The 17,943-nt window shown below is 40.2% G+C and carries 19 protein-coding genes; 16 read left to right on the plus strand and 3 right to left on the minus strand.

Annotated elements, in window-relative coordinates; genetic code table 11:
- Positions 1-33 precede the first annotated feature (33 nt).
- The 10 genes from BCY91_RS02845 (at position 34) to BCY91_RS02900 (ending at position 8,743) form a co-directional block, all read left to right on the plus strand.
- Complete coding sequence (locus BCY91_RS02845) at positions 34-516, plus strand: hypothetical protein (protein WP_120180520.1); 483 nt, start codon at positions 34-36, stop codon at positions 514-516.
- Positions 517-1,246: 730 nt separating this feature from the next.
- Positions 1,247-1,621, plus strand: a complete 375-nt coding sequence (locus BCY91_RS02855) for an ArsR/SmtB family transcription factor (protein WP_120180522.1) — start codon at positions 1,247-1,249, stop codon at positions 1,619-1,621.
- Positions 1,618-2,217 (plus strand): mercuric transport protein MerTP, encoded by a 600-nt coding sequence (merTP, locus tag BCY91_RS02860; RefSeq protein WP_120180523.1) that lies wholly within the window; start codon positions 1,618-1,620, stop codon positions 2,215-2,217. The genes BCY91_RS02855 and merTP overlap by 4 nt, the downstream gene beginning before the upstream one ends.
- A gap of 1 nt (position 2,218) precedes the next feature.
- A complete protein-coding gene (locus BCY91_RS17995) occupies positions 2,219-2,425 on the plus strand; it encodes a GDCCVxC domain-containing (seleno)protein (protein WP_069796431.1) in 207 nt (68 codons plus the stop codon).
- A gap of 192 nt (positions 2,426-2,617) precedes the next feature.
- Positions 2,618-3,133 (plus strand): hypothetical protein, encoded by a 516-nt coding sequence (locus tag BCY91_RS02875; protein ID WP_147387894.1) that lies wholly within the window; start codon positions 2,618-2,620, stop codon positions 3,131-3,133.
- Between the two features lie 1,510 nt (positions 3,134-4,643).
- Complete coding sequence (locus BCY91_RS02885; RefSeq protein WP_120180527.1) at positions 4,644-5,132, plus strand: GyrI-like domain-containing protein; 489 nt, start codon at positions 4,644-4,646, stop codon at positions 5,130-5,132.
- Positions 5,133-5,273: 141 nt separating this feature from the next.
- Positions 5,274-5,735 carry a hypothetical protein gene (locus BCY91_RS02890; RefSeq protein ID WP_147387895.1) on the plus strand — a complete coding sequence of 154 codons (462 nt, stop codon included), beginning with the start codon at positions 5,274-5,276 and terminating at the stop codon, positions 5,733-5,735.
- Between the two features lie 469 nt (positions 5,736-6,204).
- Complete coding sequence (locus BCY91_RS18030; RefSeq protein WP_394341544.1) at positions 6,205-6,471, plus strand: transposase; 267 nt, start codon at positions 6,205-6,207, stop codon at positions 6,469-6,471.
- A gap of 41 nt (positions 6,472-6,512) precedes the next feature.
- The gene (locus BCY91_RS02895) at positions 6,513-7,337 is read left to right on the plus strand and encodes an IS3 family transposase (protein ID WP_394341545.1); all 825 of its coding nucleotides are present in this window, start codon (positions 6,513-6,515) and stop codon (positions 7,335-7,337) included.
- A 422-nt stretch (positions 7,338-7,759) separates the two neighbouring features.
- The gene (locus BCY91_RS02900; protein ID WP_120180529.1) at positions 7,760-8,743 is read left to right on the plus strand and encodes a PDDEXK nuclease domain-containing protein; all 984 of its coding nucleotides are present in this window, start codon (positions 7,760-7,762) and stop codon (positions 8,741-8,743) included.
- Between the two features lie 478 nt (positions 8,744-9,221).
- Here the strand turns inward: BCY91_RS02900 and BCY91_RS02905 are convergent, their stop codons facing one another.
- Positions 9,222-10,289 (minus strand): PA0069 family radical SAM protein, encoded by a 1,068-nt coding sequence (locus BCY91_RS02905; protein WP_120180530.1) that lies wholly within the window; start codon positions 10,287-10,289, stop codon positions 9,222-9,224.
- Positions 10,290-10,462: 173 nt separating this feature from the next.
- Here BCY91_RS02905 and lpdA point away from each other — a divergent pair, with 173 nt between their 5' ends.
- From lpdA to BCY91_RS02925, 4 genes are all read left to right on the plus strand, one after another.
- Positions 10,463-11,851: a dihydrolipoyl dehydrogenase gene (gene lpdA / locus BCY91_RS02910; RefSeq protein ID WP_120180575.1), complete on the plus strand. Its 1,389-nt coding sequence runs from the start codon at positions 10,463-10,465 to the stop codon at positions 11,849-11,851.
- A gap of 282 nt (positions 11,852-12,133) precedes the next feature.
- Complete coding sequence (locus BCY91_RS02915; protein WP_120180531.1) at positions 12,134-12,973, plus strand: MBL fold metallo-hydrolase; 840 nt, start codon at positions 12,134-12,136, stop codon at positions 12,971-12,973.
- Between the two features lie 20 nt (positions 12,974-12,993).
- On the plus strand, positions 12,994-13,809 hold the full coding sequence (locus tag BCY91_RS02920; protein ID WP_120180532.1) for a metallophosphoesterase family protein: 816 nt from the start codon (positions 12,994-12,996) through the stop codon (positions 13,807-13,809).
- The gene (locus BCY91_RS02925; protein WP_245988986.1) at positions 13,790-14,407 is read left to right on the plus strand and encodes a hypothetical protein; all 618 of its coding nucleotides are present in this window, start codon (positions 13,790-13,792) and stop codon (positions 14,405-14,407) included. The genes BCY91_RS02920 and BCY91_RS02925 overlap by 20 nt, the downstream gene beginning before the upstream one ends.
- Here the strand turns inward: BCY91_RS02925 and BCY91_RS02930 are convergent.
- Both BCY91_RS02930 and BCY91_RS02935 read right to left on the minus strand, forming a co-directional pair.
- Positions 14,404-14,610 (minus strand): helix-turn-helix domain-containing protein, encoded by a 207-nt coding sequence (locus tag BCY91_RS02930; protein ID WP_120180533.1) that lies wholly within the window; start codon positions 14,608-14,610, stop codon positions 14,404-14,406. The two genes, BCY91_RS02925 and BCY91_RS02930, sit on opposite strands and share 4 nt — an antisense overlap.
- A 2-nt stretch (positions 14,611-14,612) precedes the next feature.
- Positions 14,613-15,278 (minus strand): DUF2975 domain-containing protein, encoded by a 666-nt coding sequence (locus tag BCY91_RS02935; protein ID WP_120180534.1) that lies wholly within the window; start codon positions 15,276-15,278, stop codon positions 14,613-14,615.
- 297 nt (positions 15,279-15,575) lie between these two features.
- Here BCY91_RS02935 and BCY91_RS02940 point away from each other — a divergent pair, with 297 nt between their 5' ends.
- Together BCY91_RS02940 and BCY91_RS02945 are read left to right on the plus strand one after the other, a co-directional pair.
- Positions 15,576-16,436, plus strand: coding sequence for a sigma-70 family RNA polymerase sigma factor (locus BCY91_RS02940; RefSeq protein WP_120180535.1), 861 nt, complete (start codon positions 15,576-15,578; stop codon positions 16,434-16,436).
- 130 nt (positions 16,437-16,566) lie between these two features.
- Positions 16,567-17,805, plus strand: coding sequence for a PQQ-dependent sugar dehydrogenase (locus BCY91_RS02945; RefSeq protein ID WP_245988987.1), 1,239 nt, complete (start codon positions 16,567-16,569; stop codon positions 17,803-17,805).
- Positions 17,806-17,943: the final 138 nt, after the last annotated feature.

Here is a 17,943-nt window from a genome sequence, read left to right on the forward strand (position 1 = left end):
AACCGTTAGCACTCATTTTAACAAATACTACTTATGAAAAATATCCTACTAACATTAATTGCTTTTATCGGACTCTCTTCATGTAAGAAAGAAACAATTGAGAATAACATAAAAAATGACCCTAAATTTGCGACAGAACTACGACTCAGTCCAGAGAGCGTAAAATTAGACGGCCATAATCTAATATTAATTCCCTATTTGTGGCGTGACTTTATGCCAATTTCCGAAGAAGACGGAAAGAAAATGGTTTGCTCAAATAAACTGACAGAATCTAACGGCATGACTATTCCTAACACTATTGTACTTAAAAAACAATATTTGATTAAGGACAATGATATTTGGACGGCAAACTATAATGAGGTAAGAAGAAATACCGCTTTTATTGTTGAGGGAATTGTAAGAAATGGGCCGAAATGGGGACCTAACGTACGAGTTGATGTTGTGTGCGAATTTGAGGATAAAGGAAAGACATACAGAATTTTAGCAGAATCTCAATTAATAAACAGAACTGATTAGAAAAAACGAGTGCTAACAGCAAATTTGCACAAAAATGGCCGAAGGTGGTTTACATTAATTCATCAGTTATTTACTTAATTTAGTACTGTACGACAATGGATCTGCAAGCAATGCCATTTCTGCACAAATTAGCCAAACGTTAGCGGGCATTGCTACTGAAAACATATCGCTGTTTTAAACTGCCGACCGAACTGGAACAATATCTTGCTGTTAAACTTTGGCGACAAGTCAGCCGGACAAATTCCGCTTGTTCACCGACCGACCTGGATTTTGCTCCTCCCCTTTGCTGTAAACTGCCGACCTCAAGCGCTTTCTGACCGACCTCCTGTGACACGGCAACCGTTTATTTTTGCCGACCTGCTCTGCAAAACAGAGCTAACGGAAAAAGTTTTCTGCCCTTAAAAATCAACTGCGCTGACAGACTTAACTTTATCAAATGCCGACCGAAATGCTGTTTCCGCACTTGAATGTCGCAGGGAAAGCAACCGCAACGTCCGCTAACAACAGGTTTGCAAAATTGCGGGGCGAAGTGCTTGCACTTTCTTTTGCCGTTTTTTATTTAATTTGGTGCGGGCTGACAGAGGTTCTGCAAGTAAAACCGCAATTTCTCAAACCTGCAAACCGTTAGTGGCAAGGCTATGACGACACAACCCGACAGACAAATCGGGTTCTTTTTGATGTTTCGTATTTTAGTAGTTGCTTAAATAAGCAAATTGACTACCTTTCTACTATGGACAACAATTCTTGCATACGACAACAAGCGGACATTAAACAAATAAATCGCTGTAAAGACAGAGTTTCAGAACTCAACGGCTCATTTGACTATTTATCAAACGGACTTAAATTGGCAGGAAACAACGTAAGACTGAAAATTCTCTTTCTGATCTATGAAGAAAAACGACTTTGTGTTTGTGATATAAGCGATATTCTTGGTATGACAATTTCAGCGGTTTCACAACACTTGCGAAAACTCAAAGACAGAAAACTCATTGAAACAGAAAGAGAAGCTCAAACCATTTTTTACTCATTAACAAAAGAGTATGAAAAAATGCTGAAACCGTTTTTCAAAATACTTGACGAAAACAAAATTTTGGAAACATTATGAAAACAGACAACAAACTAATTGGAGCAGGACTTTTAACAGCAATTGCAGCTTCATTGTGTTGCATTACACCTGTTTTGGCTCTCATTGCAGGAACAAGCGGACTTGCCTCAACTTTTTCTTGGCTTGAACCTTTCCGACCGTATTTTATCGGAATGACAATTTTAGTGCTTGGTTTTGCTTGGTATCAAAAGTTGAAACCAAAAAAGCAAATTGACTGCAACTGTGAGACAGAAGAAAAACCAAAATTCATTCAGTCAAAAATGTTTTTAGGAATAGTAACGGGATTTGCCATCGTTATGCTTGCTTTTCCATACTATTCAAGTGTTTTTTACTCAAAGGCTGAAAAGCAAATCATAGTAGTGGACAAATCCAATATTAAAAAAATAGAATTTACGATTAGCGGTATGACTTGTGAAAGTTGTGGCGAACACGTAAATCACGAAGTAAATAAATTGACAGGAATAATAAGTTCAAACGCATCTTACGAAAATGGAAATGCAATCGTAGAATTTGACAACTCAAAAACAAACATTTCTGAAATCGAAAAAGCAATAAACTCAACAGGATATTCTGTAGCTGACAAAAAAGAAAATTAAAATGGAAATCAAATTACAATCAACAATAACTTGTCCCAACTGCGGACACAAGAAAGAAGAAACAATGCCGACAGACGCTTGTCAATATTTTTACGAATGTGAAAAATGTAAACAAGTTCTAAAACCAAAACAAGGCGACTGCTGTGTTTATTGTAGTTACGGAAGTGTTGCTTGTCCACCAATTCAGCAGGACAAAAAATGTTGCTAACAGACGAAAAACAAAGAAGCCCAGCCACTAACAGCGGTTTGGCAAAAGTGGCGGTTCAGTTCTTCGTATGACAGTTTATCGTAAATTTGAAGAGTGTGCTTCGTATGAACATTTGTGGTAAAATCGCCACCTTCGCCAAGCCGCGAAACGTTAGTGGCAAGGCTACTCGACAAGAAGGAACAAACCACGACAATGAATAGAAAATTGATTTTTACATTTATTGGGCTGACATTTTTAGTTACAGCTTTGTTCCTTGGAACTCCGTTTGAATTTTTAAACGCCCAGACTGACATGATTGCTACTTTCGCAATCATGACTTTATTTTCAATACTATTCATTCTTTTATTTAGACAAATTAGACGCCTCGAACACAGGAAGACAAAGTACATTACTATGGTTCTTCTAATTAGTTTGGCAATTCCATATCTGTATATAGGCGTATTGACAACTTTATCAATGGTTTCAGAACATCGACCTATGTGGCAAGACATTAAGATTTACACAAACTATAAAGATGAAAAAATAATCAGTCAGCGGATAGAAGTAAGTGGCTCTCTTTATGAATATCGGGACAGAAAAATCATTGCAGACTTTGGAAACTTCCGTATATCTTTTAATTATAATTCTGAAAATTTAAATGGTATTTGGAAGGAGCATAATATTAAGAAAAACACTACAGTAACAGTAATTTTTGATAACCATAAATAACAGGGAATATTATGCAAAAAAACAGCCCAGCCACTAACAACAGGTTTGCAAAATTGCGGGGCGAAGTGCTTGCACTTTCTTCATCACTTTTCACTAAATTCACTGCGGGCTGACAGAGGTTCTGCAAGTAAAACCGCAATTTCTCAAACCTGCAAAACGTTATAAGTAAGTGTTTCCCGAACGAAATGCATCAGTGAATGAAAGTCCCGCAATGCAGATGGCGGACATGTAGAATCGATTAAACAGCAAAGATTTGTTTAAGGTTATAATTAAAAGATAAAATGGTAACGACGAACTATCACCCAATAATTAAATCCTTTGTAATCTCATTTCTATATGTGGGCATAGGTACATTGAGTTTGATTTCGTTATATCCGCAATCTGGGTTCTATACTCCAATTTCATGGGGTGGACTTCTCCTTACTTTTCCCGTTACTATATATAGTTTTGGTATTATGTACACCGAATCAAACTCATTAGATAAAATATTGAATACTCAACTAGTAGTGTTCCTATGTTTCTGGTCTATTATCTATGTTTTAATTTTATTAAAAAAGTCGAACAATCACAAAATTAGGCCGACCGAGCCGAATAAACAAAATAGAAATCACATGGTGTAACAATCAAGTTTCAGACCGACCAAGAGGCTCAACTAAACTGCTTTGTTGAACGACATTTTCGATTGGTTTTTTAGGCGGTCCGAACTATTAGCCGACCGAATTTTTCTGGTTTTCACAAATAAGTTGAAAAGGAAAAACTACTTTACTATTGACCGAACTGAACCAAAACATACTTGAATATAATATGAAAAAAACACACCTACTTATAACAACAGGTTTGCAAAATTGCGGGGCGAAGTGCTTACACTTTCTTCATCACTTTTCACTAAATTCACTGCGGGCTGACAGAGGTTCTGCAAGTAAAACCGCAATTTCTCAAACCTGCAAACCGTTATGGGTAAATGTTCCCCGAACTAAATGCGTTAGTTAACGAAAGTTTCTCCAATGCAAACGGACAAATTTGAACTGACCGAAAGCATTTAAGGAATCAAACAAAACCGAACTAAAACAAAATTGAATCGGCGGACCGAATAAACGACAGAAATTACAGCTTTTAAAAACAAGTTTCAGACCGACCAAAACGCCCGACCTAACTGCTCAATTGAACGACAATTTCAACCGGTTTTTAGCCGACCAATACGCTTAACCGACCGGATTTTTTTCGGTTTTTAAGGACAAATTGAAAAAAACTGAAGTATTTTTAAATGCCGACCGAACTGAAAACCAAAAAGCGTGGATTAAATATGGAAAAAACACACCTACACCTAACCACAGGTTTGCAAAATTGCGGGGCGAAGTGCTTGCACTTTCTTTTGCCGTTTTTTATTTAATTTGGTGCGGGCTGACAGAGGTTCTGCAGGTAAAACCGCAATTTCTCAAACCTGCAAACCGTTAGTGGCAAGTGTAACACGACATCGTCTCGAATGACAAATACGAATTGATATATCAAAATGACACCAAGAATTGAAACATCAAACGAAAAGAAATTAGTTGGACAGCGACTTGTAATGAGTTTTGCTGATTACAAAGCAGGAGAACTTTGGAAAAGTTTTATGCCAAAACGAAAGGAAATAACCAATAATCTGACAAACGAACTAATTTCATTGGTGGTTTACCAATCGACACATTTCACAGACTTTAAACCGACAAACCAATTTGAAAGGTGGGCGACGGTTGAGGTTGCAAACTTTGACAATGTGCCAGCGGAAATGAAAACATTTATTTTGCCAAGCGGACTTTATGCAGTTTTTAATTACAAAGGCTTAAATACGGACAATTCAATTTTTCAATACATTTTAGGAACTTGGTTACCAAATTCGGCTTATGATTTGGACGACAGACCACACTTTGAAATTTTGGGCGAAAAATACAAAAACAACGACCCAAATTCAGAAGAAGAAATATGGATACCAATAACACGTAGAAACACCAGCCACTAACAGCAAATTTGTTCAAAAATGGCTGACGGTGGTTCAACTCAGGTTTTTCGTCAATTATTTAGTTTTGTGCGGTACGACAATGGTTATGCAAGTAATGCCATTTCTGCACAAATTTCCAAAACGTTATAAGGCATTAAACCTATGCAACTGCAAATAAACGAAAGCCGACAATTTGGAGATAACAGAATTAGACTATTAAGTTCAATTCTAAATGTACTTTTGACTTTGCTATTAATGACTTTCTTGGTTATAATTATTTGTTCGACAATTTTTTTCTTTGGGGAGATTGACGGTGCAGTACTAATTATGGTAATGAATTTTATTTTAATTGTTGCGACAGTTTTTGCAATCCATTATTTAAAAAGGACTTATTTTAAAATTATATTTGCCGACCATCATTTACTACTTTGCTCCCGACTTAAACTCCTAAATAGAAAAATAAAATATAACGACATAATAAAAATTATAATCGACGAAAAGACTGTTAGAAGACGAGTTGAAACGAAAAATGAATATTTTGAAGTAGATAATGCTGACAGCGAAAGCTTGACGTTAATATCTCAAGAAAAGCGTATAAATCTGAAAAGAATTAACGCCTTATAACAGCAAATTTGTTCAAAAATGGCTGACGGTGGTTCAACTCAGGTTTTTCGTCAATTATTTAGTTCAGTGCGGGCTGACATTGGTTCTGCAAGCAATGCCATTTATGCACAAATTTTCAAAACGTTATAGGGCATTTTAAGATGACACTCACGAATTGAAACAGACAACCAAAATATTAAACCTTGTTTACTGTTTGACAGTTTTACTTTTCCTGTTAGACGGCTTGACAAGTTTTGACATCAAAAACCAATTTCTAAAATCGTTCGTTTACTTTGGTTTCTTAATCGGGACACCGACAATTTTACTTTGGAACTTATTTTCAATAAAGACAAAAACTAAACGAATTATTGGGATAGTTTATCCGACAATTTTATTGGTTTTAATTCTTGTCGTAAACCCATTTGTTGTAAGCTCCCCCCAAAAATAGTACAGTTTAAAAGTAGAGTAAATAACTTTAAAAACTGTAGATATGAAAAAGAGCAAATTCAGTCCGGTACAGGTAGCCGGCATTCTAAAAGAGTTCGAGAACGGGAAAGACGTTGAGACTATATCGCGCGAGCACGGTGTAAGCAGGGCGACATTCTATAAGTGGCGCCAGCGTTACGGCGGCATGGAAGCCAGCGAGCTGAAAAAGGTAAAAGCACTGGAGGAAGAGAACGCCAAGCTGAAGCGCATGTATGCTGATCTGGCGCTAGAGCTGGACATGGCAAAACACGTCATCGAAAAAAAGCTTTAAAGCCTTGCGTAAAAAAGGAGCTGGTAAGAGAACTGGCCAAAATCTATCCCAGGGGCATCAGCAAGGCGTGCCATCTGTTGAAGGTCAGCCGCAGCAGCCTGGATTACGTACCCGTGAAACGGGACGACACGGAGCTCATCGAACTCCTGAAAAGCCAGAGCGGATCATACCCGCGCGAAGGATTCTGGAAAGGCTATTTCAGGCTCCGCAACGGTGGTTATGCGGTAAACCACAAAAGGCTGCACCGGGTGTACAAGGATATGGGTCTCCCATTGAGGAGGAAGTCAAAGAAGCGGCTGCCTTTACGGGTAAAGGAGCCGATCGTGATACCGGAGGCCTTTACCCATACCTGGAGCATCGACTTCATGAGCGATGCGCTCTACAGTACGCGCAAGTTCCGTACATTCAACGTGATAGATGACTACAACCGCGAAGTCCTGTTCATCGAGGCGGATTATTCTCTGAAGAGCAGCAGAGTTGTCTGGACTCTGCGCCATCTGGTAAGCCGTTACGGCAAACCGCAAAGGATAAGGATGGACAACGGACCTGAGTTTGTAGCCATGCTGGCCAGGGACTGGAGCGAGGCGAACGGGATAGAGTTCAAATATACCCAGCCGGGGAAACCGACACAGAACGCACTGATAGAAAGATTCAACAGGACATACAGGGAACAGGTGCTGGACGCTTACATTTTCGATTCGCTCGACGAAGTAAGGGAAGTTACGGAGGAGTGGATACTGGACTACAATAACCACCGGCCCCACGACGCGCTGGGAGGGCTCAGCCCAATAGCTTACCGGAACAAGAACCAAAAAATATTGCCGGATTCCGTTCCGCTACGCTCCACTTCATCCGGCAATATTTAACAAATGGAAAAACAACGGAAAAGTCTACTTTTGGAATGTACTAAAAATGGGGAGCCTACAATTTCCTTTTGTTTAGAATTTAAGTTTTCATAAACATCATTTTGTTCTTTTATTGTTGACATAACTTTAATGCCGACCGACTTTTGTTAAAGTTTGACAATCTAAGTCGGGCGGACTTTTTAAACGATTGACAAACTGTGTGGATAATAACCCTACCGCTAACAAGCGGTTTTATTTATGCCCGGGCGAAGTGCGTTCACTTCTTTCATCGGGTTTTATAATGTTAGTGATTGGGCGGAAATCTGTGCTATAAATCGGGTACAAATCAAACCGCCAAAACGTTAGCAGTAATGGCAATAAACCGGCTCCAAAGGAGAAACACGACTGAAAAAACATAAATTTGTAGCATATAGAAATAAATAATGGACAATCGCTTTACGGACATAATTCAACTCATAAAACAATCTCGGACTAATGCTATAAAAGCCGTAAACGCTGAACTAATAAACCTCTATTGGAATATCGGAGAACATATCAGCAAGAAAATTGAACAATCAGAATGGGGCGACTCTGTGGTAACAGAATTAGCCAATTTCATACAGATACAAGAACCAGAAATAAAAGGATTCTCCGACAAAAATATTTGGAGAATGAAGCAGTTTTACGAGACTTACAAGGCCTTTCCAAAACTCTCAACACTGTTGAGAGAAATTAGTTGGTCGCACAATTTGGCAATATTTTCAAGATGCAAGACTGTTGAAGAAAGGGAGTTTTATTTGAAACTGGCTAAGAAGGAGAACTATAGTTTCAGGGAACTTGAGCGACAAATTTCTGCGAGCCTTTTTGAGCGGACAATGATTGGAAACTCAAAACTCTCGACAGCGTTGAGAGAAACTAATCACGACCTTTCAAACACCTTCAAAGACAGCTATGTATTTGAATTTTTAAACTTACCTGACCTACATAGTGAAAGCGATTTACAACGTGGACTTATAAGACAAATGAAAAATTTCATTCTAGAACTCGGGAAAGACTTTTTGTTCATAGGAGAAGAATATAAGTTGCAAGTTGGTAACAGCGACTTTTACATTGACTTGCTTTTTTACCACCGTGGACTACAATGCTTAGTGGCATTTGAACTCAAAGCAGACAAATTCAAGCCCGACCACTTGGGACAGCTTAACTTTTACTTAGAAGCATTGGACAGAGACGTGAGAAAGCCAAACGAAAATCCGAGCATTGGAGTTTTGCTATGCAAGGACAAAGACAGTGAAGTTGTTGAATATGCTTTAAGTAGAAGTCTTTCACCAACAATGGTTTCAGAGTATAAAACGCAACTACCCGACAAGAAACTTTTACAACAAAAGCTACACGAACTATTTGACAATGAGACAGACGAGAAATAGAGCCACTACTGCTAACACGGGTTTTGCGTCAGGCGGGGTGACGTGCAAATTTGGAGCTTTGTGCTTCTATTCAAGTGTAGTGCAGGTTGACAGTTTTGTGCTCCGAAACCCGCCCGAACGCAAAGCCCGAAAACGTTATCGCTCAGTGTAAAAAGCCAACGCACATTCAAGCACATTTGCTTTTGCTCCAACCGCACGGCAGAGCAACACAAAATAAACTGACAAGAACCCAATAAATAATAGCGACAGATATTAATATTTGATAGTTACAGATTTGCTTCGTTGTACCTCCTCGTCCCAAAGCGACCTCTTGGGCAATGAACCTTGTAAAAGGCTGGAAGGTCGTCCTTATGGCTTGAGACATTAAGTCGCTACTTTTGAAACTTTTAAGTTCTTTTTAATTTTTAAACTGCAAAAGATTTCCCGGACGTCAAGCTAAAAACCCATCCTATCCACCTCCTACCACTCGCTAAATCCTTTAAAACAAAGTCAACTGCTCATTCTTTTTCCTAAAATGGGCAAAAGAAAGCTCGTGTTTGGCTTGGTGGGGCATGTATTTTTTTAAAGCGAGCTTAAACAGTTGATGGATGGCCTCTGCTTCTTTACCATCGCCGCGCATGCGTGTCCCCCATCTGCTGTCGTTGAGCTTACCACCGTGGCAGGCTTCAATCTGGTGCAATACTTTTTGTGCCCTTTCGGGATAAGCTTTTTTAATCCAATCTTCAAAGATGTTGCCTATGGCACCGTTTAAGCGGATTATGGTAAAGCCTGCACCGCTGGCGCCGGCCTCTGAAGCTGCCTTAATGACAGCCGGAATTTCGTCGCTGTTTAAGCCGGGGATGATGGGCGCCACCATCACCTTAACGGGGATGTGATGTTGCGCCAGCTGTTGGATGACTTTGATGCGGCCTTTGCCGGTTACGGTGCGTGGCTCCAGCTTTTGCCTTAAAGATTCGTTAAGTGAGGTGACGCTGACGCTTATTTGCACCAGGTTGAATTTTGCCAGTTCTTGCAGCAGATCCAAATCGCGCAAAATGAGGTTGTTTTTGGTGATGATGCCTACGGGGTGCTTGTATTTCAAAAACACCTCCAGCAAAGAGCGCGTAATTTTAAACTTCCGTTCGGCAGGTTGGTAGCAATCTGTATTGCCCGATAGCATAATCACCTGTGGCTGGTAGTTTTTATGATTAAGCTGTTTTTCTAAAATAGCGGCGGCATCGGGTTTGTAGATAATTTTACGCTCAAAATCCAGTCCGGCGCTAAAGCCCCAATACTCGTGCGCGTTGCGCGCATAGCAATAAATACAGCCATGTTCGCAACCTTGGTAAGGATTGATGGAATACATAAAGGGAATATCTGGGCTGTTGCTTACGCTGATTATTTTTTTGGGGCTTTCTTTAATAAACTCGGTGCTGCTGTTTTCGAGGAAAGGCTCATCTAAACCCTCGCTGTGTTCTAAAGAAATTTGGTGTCTAAAAAATTTGTTGTTGGGATTGCTTTGCGAGCCCCTGCCTTTAAAAAAATCCTGATTCCCGATCTGCTCCATCCAACAAAAATACTAAAATATTTAGTAAAAGTACAGCAGATAAAATCATGTAAGATGGGCAAGACCCCTGTAGCGTACTTTGATATTGCTCACATTACCGGATGCCTGCTTTTATACAAACCTTAAAATACTTAGCTTTGCAGCACATAAAAAAGACAAACAATTTTTCTAATATGAATTATGATGTTATAGTTATAGGCAGTGGTCCGGGTGGCTACGTTGCTGCAATCAGAGCCGCTCAACTGGGTTTAAAAACCGCTGTTGTAGAAAAAGAATCACTTGGTGGCGTTTGCTTAAACTGGGGCTGTATCCCTACAAAAGCCTTGTTAAAAAGCGCACAGGTTTTTGAATATATCAACCACGCCAGTGATTACGGTATAACTGTAAATGATGCTTCGGCAGATTTTGACGCCATTGTAAAGAGAAGTCGTGGCGTTGCCGACGGCATGAGCAAAGGCATCCAGTTTTTGATGAAGAAGAACAAAATCGACGTGATTAACGGTTTCGGAAAAATCAAAGCTGGCGGAAAAGTTGAAGTAAAAGCGGCCGACGGGTCTGTAAAAGAATATAGCGCTAAACACACCATTTTAGCAACCGGTGGCCGCTCCAGAGAATTGCCTCATATTAAACAAGACGGTAAAAAAGTAATTGGCTACCGCGAAGCAATGAACTTGCCTAAACAACCTAAAAGCATGGTTGTAATGGGTTCTGGCGCCATAGGTGTAGAGTTTGCCTATTTTTACGCTACCATGGGAACCAAGGTAACCATTGTAGAGTTTATGGATAACATTGTACCGGTAGAAGACGAGGATGTTTCGAAACAATTGGCGCGTTCTTTTAAAAAGGTAGGTATTGATATCATGACCAAATCTTCTGTTGAAAAAATTGACAGCAGTGGCAATTTATGCCAAGTTACCGTTAAAACAGATGCCGGCGAAAAAGTATTAGAAGCTGAGGTTGTGCTTTCTGCAGTGGGATACACCCCTAACTTAGAAGGTATCGGTTTAGAAGAAGTTGGCGTTAAGGTAGATAAAGGCCGTGTAGTTACCGATGAGTTTTACCGCACCAACGTAAACGGCGTATATGCCATTGGCGATATTGTTGCCGGCCAGGCTTTGGCGCACGTAGCTTCTGCGGAAGGCATCATCTGCGTTGAAAAAATTGCCGGTCACCACCCAGAACCTTTAAATTACGGAAACATCCCGGGCTGTACCTATTGCTCGCCAGAAATTGCATCTGTTGGGATGACAGAGAAAAAGGCAAAAGAAGCAGGTTACGAGCTTAAAGTGGGTAAATTCCCGTTCTCGGCATCGGGCAAAGCCAGTGCCGCAGGTGCAAAAGACGGTTTTGTAAAATTAATTTTTGATGCTAAGTACGGCGAGTTATTGGGCGCTCACATGATTGGTTTTAACGTTACCGAGATGATTGCCGAATTGGTGATGGCGCGTAAACTGGAAACTACCGGCATGGAAATCATTAAAGCCGTGCACCCGCACCCAACCATGAGTGAAGCTGTGATGGAAGCGGCTGCTGATGCTTATGGAGAGGTGATACATTTGTAGTTGGTTAGTTTGTTAGGTGGTTAGTTAGCTAGGCAAACCAAACGGCCAAAAACAATTGTTATACATTATTAAAACTTGCGAAGTTTTTAAAACTTCGCAAGTTTCTACTCAAAATATAAGTCCTCATGCCGTCATGCTGACGACAGGACGCATCACACGTGTAAGGTTACTATAAGGTTGGATACTTATCTGTGAGATGTTTCGTTATCACTCAACATCACGAATATGGTTATCCGCATCGCAAACTAACCAACTGACAAACCAAAAACTAACCACCCAATTATGAACCTATATAAAATAGAAACCGGCTTTTTTAAATTAGATGGCGGCGCTATGTTTGGTGTGGTGCCAAAAGTGATTTGGGAGAAAAGCAACCCGGCAGATGAACGCAATTTATGCACTTGGGCCATGCGTTGTTTGCTGATAGAAGATGAAGGGCGTTTGATTTTGGTAGATACCGGCATCGGCGATAAGCAAGACGAAAAGTTTTTTAGCCATTATCACCTTCACGGCGATGACAGTTTGGAAAAATCATTAGCGCAGGCAGGTTTCAGTAAAGATGACATTACCGACGTTTTTTTAACACACCTCCACTTTGACCATGTGGGCGGTGCCGTAGTGCGCGAAAACGGCGAACTGAAAACAGCCTTTAAGAACGCCACTTATTGGAGCAACAAGCAACATTGGGAATGGGCAGTAAACCCCAACGCACGCGAAAAAGCATCTTTTTTAAAGGAAAACATTTTACCTATTGCAGAAAGCGGGCAACTAAAATTTATTGATGTAGTAGACGGCATCCAGTTTACCAAAAACATTAAAGTACGTTTTGCTTACGGGCATACCCACGCACAGATGTTGCCTCAGCTAAATTACAAGGGAAAAACCCTGGTTTACATGGCAGATTTACTCCCATCTGTAGGGCACATTCCGCTTCCTTATGTCATGTCTTACGATATGTTTCCGATAAAAACTTTGGATGAAAAGGCCACGTTTTTAAAAGAAGCCGAAGCCAACAATTACATTTTAATTTTAGAGCACGATCCGGTTAACGAATGTTGCACTTTAAAAAGCACCGAAAAAGGCATCAAGTTTGATAAAGCATTTACAATCGCCTCTATTTAGCAGATGCTCTTGTATTTTACATGACAAAACACCTTACGATTTTACTTTTTACAGTAATATTTTTTTCTTCTTGCCTTGATTTAGAGTACAGCCCTAACCAGGCTTTTGACAGAAACAGCCCTACAGATTTAAATGCCATAAATTTAGCCAAGCTGGCAAAGCTTGATGCCAACAGCAACAATGACACCGTACGTTTTATTTTAACCGGCGATACGCAACGCTCTTATGATCAGGCGCGAGACCTTATCCGGATTGCGAACAGAGATTATCCTGAACTGGATTTTGTATTGCTGAATGGTGACATTTCTGACTTTGGCCTACGCCAAGAGATGGAATGGGTGACAAAGATTTACGAAGATTTAAGAGTCCCCTATATTACTGTTATAGGCAACCACGATTTGGTGGCGAATAGCCTAAATGCTTACAGGCATATGTTTGGCGAGCTAAATTTCAGCTTTGTTTACAAAAATGTGAAGTTTATATGCCAAGATGACAATGGCAGAGAATACCATTTTAACGGCGAAGTACCCGATTTGGATTGGTTGGCAAAAGAATTACAAACGGACAACAGCGTTAGCGCAATTGTAAATATAGCACACATTCCGCCAAGCTCGGGCGATTTTGACCGCAACCTACAACAACCCTACGAAAACCTGCTTAACAGCAATCCAAAAGTGGTCGCATCATTACACTCGCATGAAAACCGACAAAATGTTGAATATCCAACACCAAACGGTGTACCCTTCATCACCTCAAACGCCGTTACTAACCGCGAGTTTTTATACGTAGAAATAGCCAAGGGCAAAATGTTAAAATATGAAACCATTATTTACTAAGCTGCTTTTTGTCCTTATACTTGTGGTAAACGCAAGCGTGTTTGCTCAAAATACGGATTCAAACGCCAGGCACCATTGGTACGTACCACGGAGCGCCGTGTTGCAACATGCCGGCAGTATCGGTTACTTTAGCGTGGGCGCAGGTTATAAGCTTAACAAAAGCGGCAACAGCACCTTAGATTTTACTTACGGATATGTGCCGGTTAAATTTGGTGGCGACTTAAACATCATTACAACCAAATTTACCTACCGCCCTTACCATTTTAAAATTAAAGATTGGGGAACTTTGTACCCTACCAACCCAGGCATATTTTTCAGCTACCATGCCGGCGGCGATTACGATTCGACTTGGGATGATGACAACTATCCGAAAGGATACTATTGGTGGTCCACTGCAATTAGGCCCCACATTTCTTTAAGTACCGAGTTAAAACTGAATGCGCGCAAATTACTTCCAAATCTGCATATCAAAAGTTTGAGCCTTTACAGCGAATTTAATACTAATGAGCTTTACGCAATTAGTTACTTCCAAAATCCGCGCGACTTAAACCTTACCGGGATTTTCAAGTTAGGCTTGGGAACCAGAGTAGAATTTTAGCTTTTCCTGAATTCTAAAATATCACCTGGCTGGCAGTCCAAAACCTCACAAATTGCGTTTAAGGTTTCTAGTCTAATCGCTTTTGCTTTACCGGTTTTTAAAATAGAGAGGTTTGACATGGTAATGCCAACACGTTCGCTCAATTCTGTAAGCGACATCTTACGCTGTGCTAAAACTACGTCTAAGTTTACGATGATTGGCATTGTTAAACCGTTAAATCTTGTTCTTCCTGCAAACTTAAACCGCGCTTAAAAAAGTTAATAACCGTAATCAATAAGACAGAAAACATCCCGAAAAAAAAGAAAGTCCCAACCTGATTATTCATTGAATGCGCTAAGCGTACGCCTGGTGGCATTAGGCCTCGTATGTACGAATTATACTGAAAAACTAACACCACTTTTATTACCAATGAGGCGTAAACCAGGAAATGCAACCTATTTAAATTGGACAAAGTATTGTGCGAAAACTTAAAATCTTCGGGTGTGTTCTTTATTAAAATAAAAAGTCCTAGGGTGACAACAAAAAAGAACCACGTGAAAGAAAAGGAAAAAATATTCTCAGAATTAGGGTCTAAATCAAATAACATTTGTTGACCGAGAGATTTGGGTTTAAGAAGTAACTCGCTCTTTTGCGACACCTCTAATAATCTGCCCTTGAAGGTGTTTGTTTCAGCTTGAGATTTATGCACATTTTCAATGGCAACCTTTTTTTCATGTTGATGCCGGTATTTATCATAACTATTCCAAAAGCTAAAGCCCAACAAGAAAATGCCGGCAAATAATATTCGATAAGCTTTCCAAGTTGGATTAAAAGCAGTAGATGGCGGCCCAAAAAATGACTTTAGTTGTGATAAACTTCTACGTTTTGACATGATTTTTCAAAATTGACAATATCAGTTGAGGTTCTAATAAACAATTATAGGCATTTAAATATCAAGTAACAATAATTATTTATTGAATTTCAATAAATAATACCTTCAAATCAATAAATAAATCTTTAGCCTGACAATATTTCAATGGCTTGATTTTTGAGGACTGACAAACGACTGTTGTATAAAAATTAAAATCAAATAATCCCAACATTTTCATACAATTAACGTTTAATCATGCAAAGTTTCTTAACTTTGCAGACTTTTAGTTTTTAGAATAGCACAATACTAATTTTATAAATGAGACAACTCAAGATTACTCAATCCATTACCAACCGTGAATCTCAATCTTTAGATAAATATCTTCACGAAATTGGAAAAGTTGATCTAATTACCGCCGAGGAAGAAGTAATTCTGGCGCAAAAAATACGCGAAGGCGACCAAGCCGCTTTAGAGCGCTTAACCAAAACCAACTTACGCTTTGTGGTTTCGGTAGCTAAACAATATCAAAATCAAGGACTTACCCTTGGAGATTTAATTAACGAAGGAAACTTAGGTTTAATTAAAGCCGCCAAAAGGTTTGACGAAACCAAAGGTTTTAAATTCATTTCTTATGCGGTTTGGTGGATCCGCCAATCTATTTTACAAGCTATTGCAGAGCAGTCGCGGATTGTTCGTTTGCCTTTGAACCAAGTTGGTTCTTTAAGCAAAATTAGCAAGGCATTCTCTAGATTAGAGCAAGAGTATGAGCGCGAACCTTCTCCGGAAGAACTAGCGGACACGCTGGAAACCACCGTAGATAAAATTTCTGACACTTTAAGCAACTCCGGACGCCACGTTTCTATGGACGCACCATTTGTACAAGGCGAGGAAAATACGCTTTTAGATGTTTTGGAAAACGACAATCCGGATACAGACAGTATGTTGATTGACGAGTCTTTGTCTGAAGAAATTAAACGTTCTTTATCTACCTTAACCGAACGCGAGCGCGAAATCATCGTACTTTTCTTTGGCTTAAGCACCAACCATCCGCTTTCTTTAGAAGAAATTGGCGAGAAATTTAACTTAACCCGCGAGCGTGTGCGCCAAATTAAAGACAAAGCTTTGCAAAGGCTGCGTCATACTTCAAGAAGTAAAATCTTAAAATCTTATTTGGGCTAAGTCCCGGATATATTGTTATTAAAAAAGCATTCCAAAAACGGGATGCTTTTTTTTGTTTAAGCTTTTGCGAGCATTACATCCACCAGAACCATGGCAATATTATTGCTTTTACAGCAGAAAAGACATCGCCATGAAAAAGAAAAACCTCATCTTCTATTCCACATTATCCATCTTATTTTCAATAGCTTGCACCAGCAACAAAGCATCAGAAAGTAGCACACCAACAGACAGTAATAATGTTGTTTCGCAGGATTCCTTGGCTCCTATCTCAGCATCAAAAACAAAATTTAGTAAAGTCATCGGCTGGAAAGCCGAAGAAGCCCCCAAAGCCCCGGAAGGCTTTACCGTAAGCCGCTTTGCAGAGGATATTAAAAGTCCGCGACAAACTTATGTTGCGCCAAATGGCGATGTGTTAATTGTGCTTTCCAACTCGGAACGCAGTGCGAAAGAAAAAGCAATAGGTGCTATCACTGGGAAATCGGATGCGGAAGTAGCGGGCAAAAGTGCTAATAATATTTTGTTGTACCGGGATGCGGACGGCGACGGCGTAGCAGAAACCAAAAGCCTGTTTTTAAGTGGCTTAAACCAGCCTTTCGGGATGTTGATTATAGGCGATAAATTTTACGTAGCAAACACAGATGGCGTAGTGGCTTATCCTTATAAAACCGGCGCCACTAAAATTGAGGGCGCAGGCAAAAAGATTTTGGATTTGCCCGCTGGTGGTTACAACAACCACTGGACACGTAATTTAATTGCCAATGCCGATGGCTCGAAGATTTACGTTTCTGTAGGTTCTGGAAGTAACGTTGCAGAACATGGCATGGAAAACGAGCAACGCCGCGCAAACATCTTGGAAATTAACACCGATGGCAGCGGCGAAATCATTTATGCTTCGGGTTTAAGAAATCCGGTAGGCATGGCATGGAATCCGGTTACGAAGGCGCTTTGGACCGCCGTAAATGAGCGCGACGAGTTAGGCGATGAGTTAGTTCCGGATTACATTACCTCTGTAAAAAAAGGCGCATTTTATGGTTGGCCGTACAGCTACTTTGGCCAACATGAAGATCCGCGGCGTAAAGGTGAAAACCCCGAATTGGTGGCAAAAGCCATTGCTCCTGATTTTGCTCTAGCACCACACAGTGCTTCTTTAGGTTTGGCTTTTTATACAGGCAGTAATTTTCCGGAGAAATATAGAAACGGTGCTTTCGTGGGGCAACACGGATCGTGGAACCGCTCTGAATTTAACGGATACAAAGTGGTGTTTGTGCCTTTCAAAAATGGCAAGCCTACCGGAAAAGCCGAAGACTTTTTAAGCGGTTTTGTAGTGCAACGGCGGACGCGAAGTGCACGGACGACCGGTTGGCGTTAGCGTTGCCAAAGATGGTGCGCTGTTAGTTTGCGATGATGCCGCGGGGATTGTGTGGCGTGTAGCAAAGAAATAACCCTACACCATTGTACTCAGTTAAAAATACGCAGGGTCCTCTACGAGAGACCCTGCTATTACAGT

The organism is Pelobium manganitolerans (assembly GCF_003609575.1).
Lineage (GTDB): Bacteria > Bacteroidota > Bacteroidia > Sphingobacteriales > Sphingobacteriaceae > Pseudopedobacter > Pseudopedobacter manganitolerans.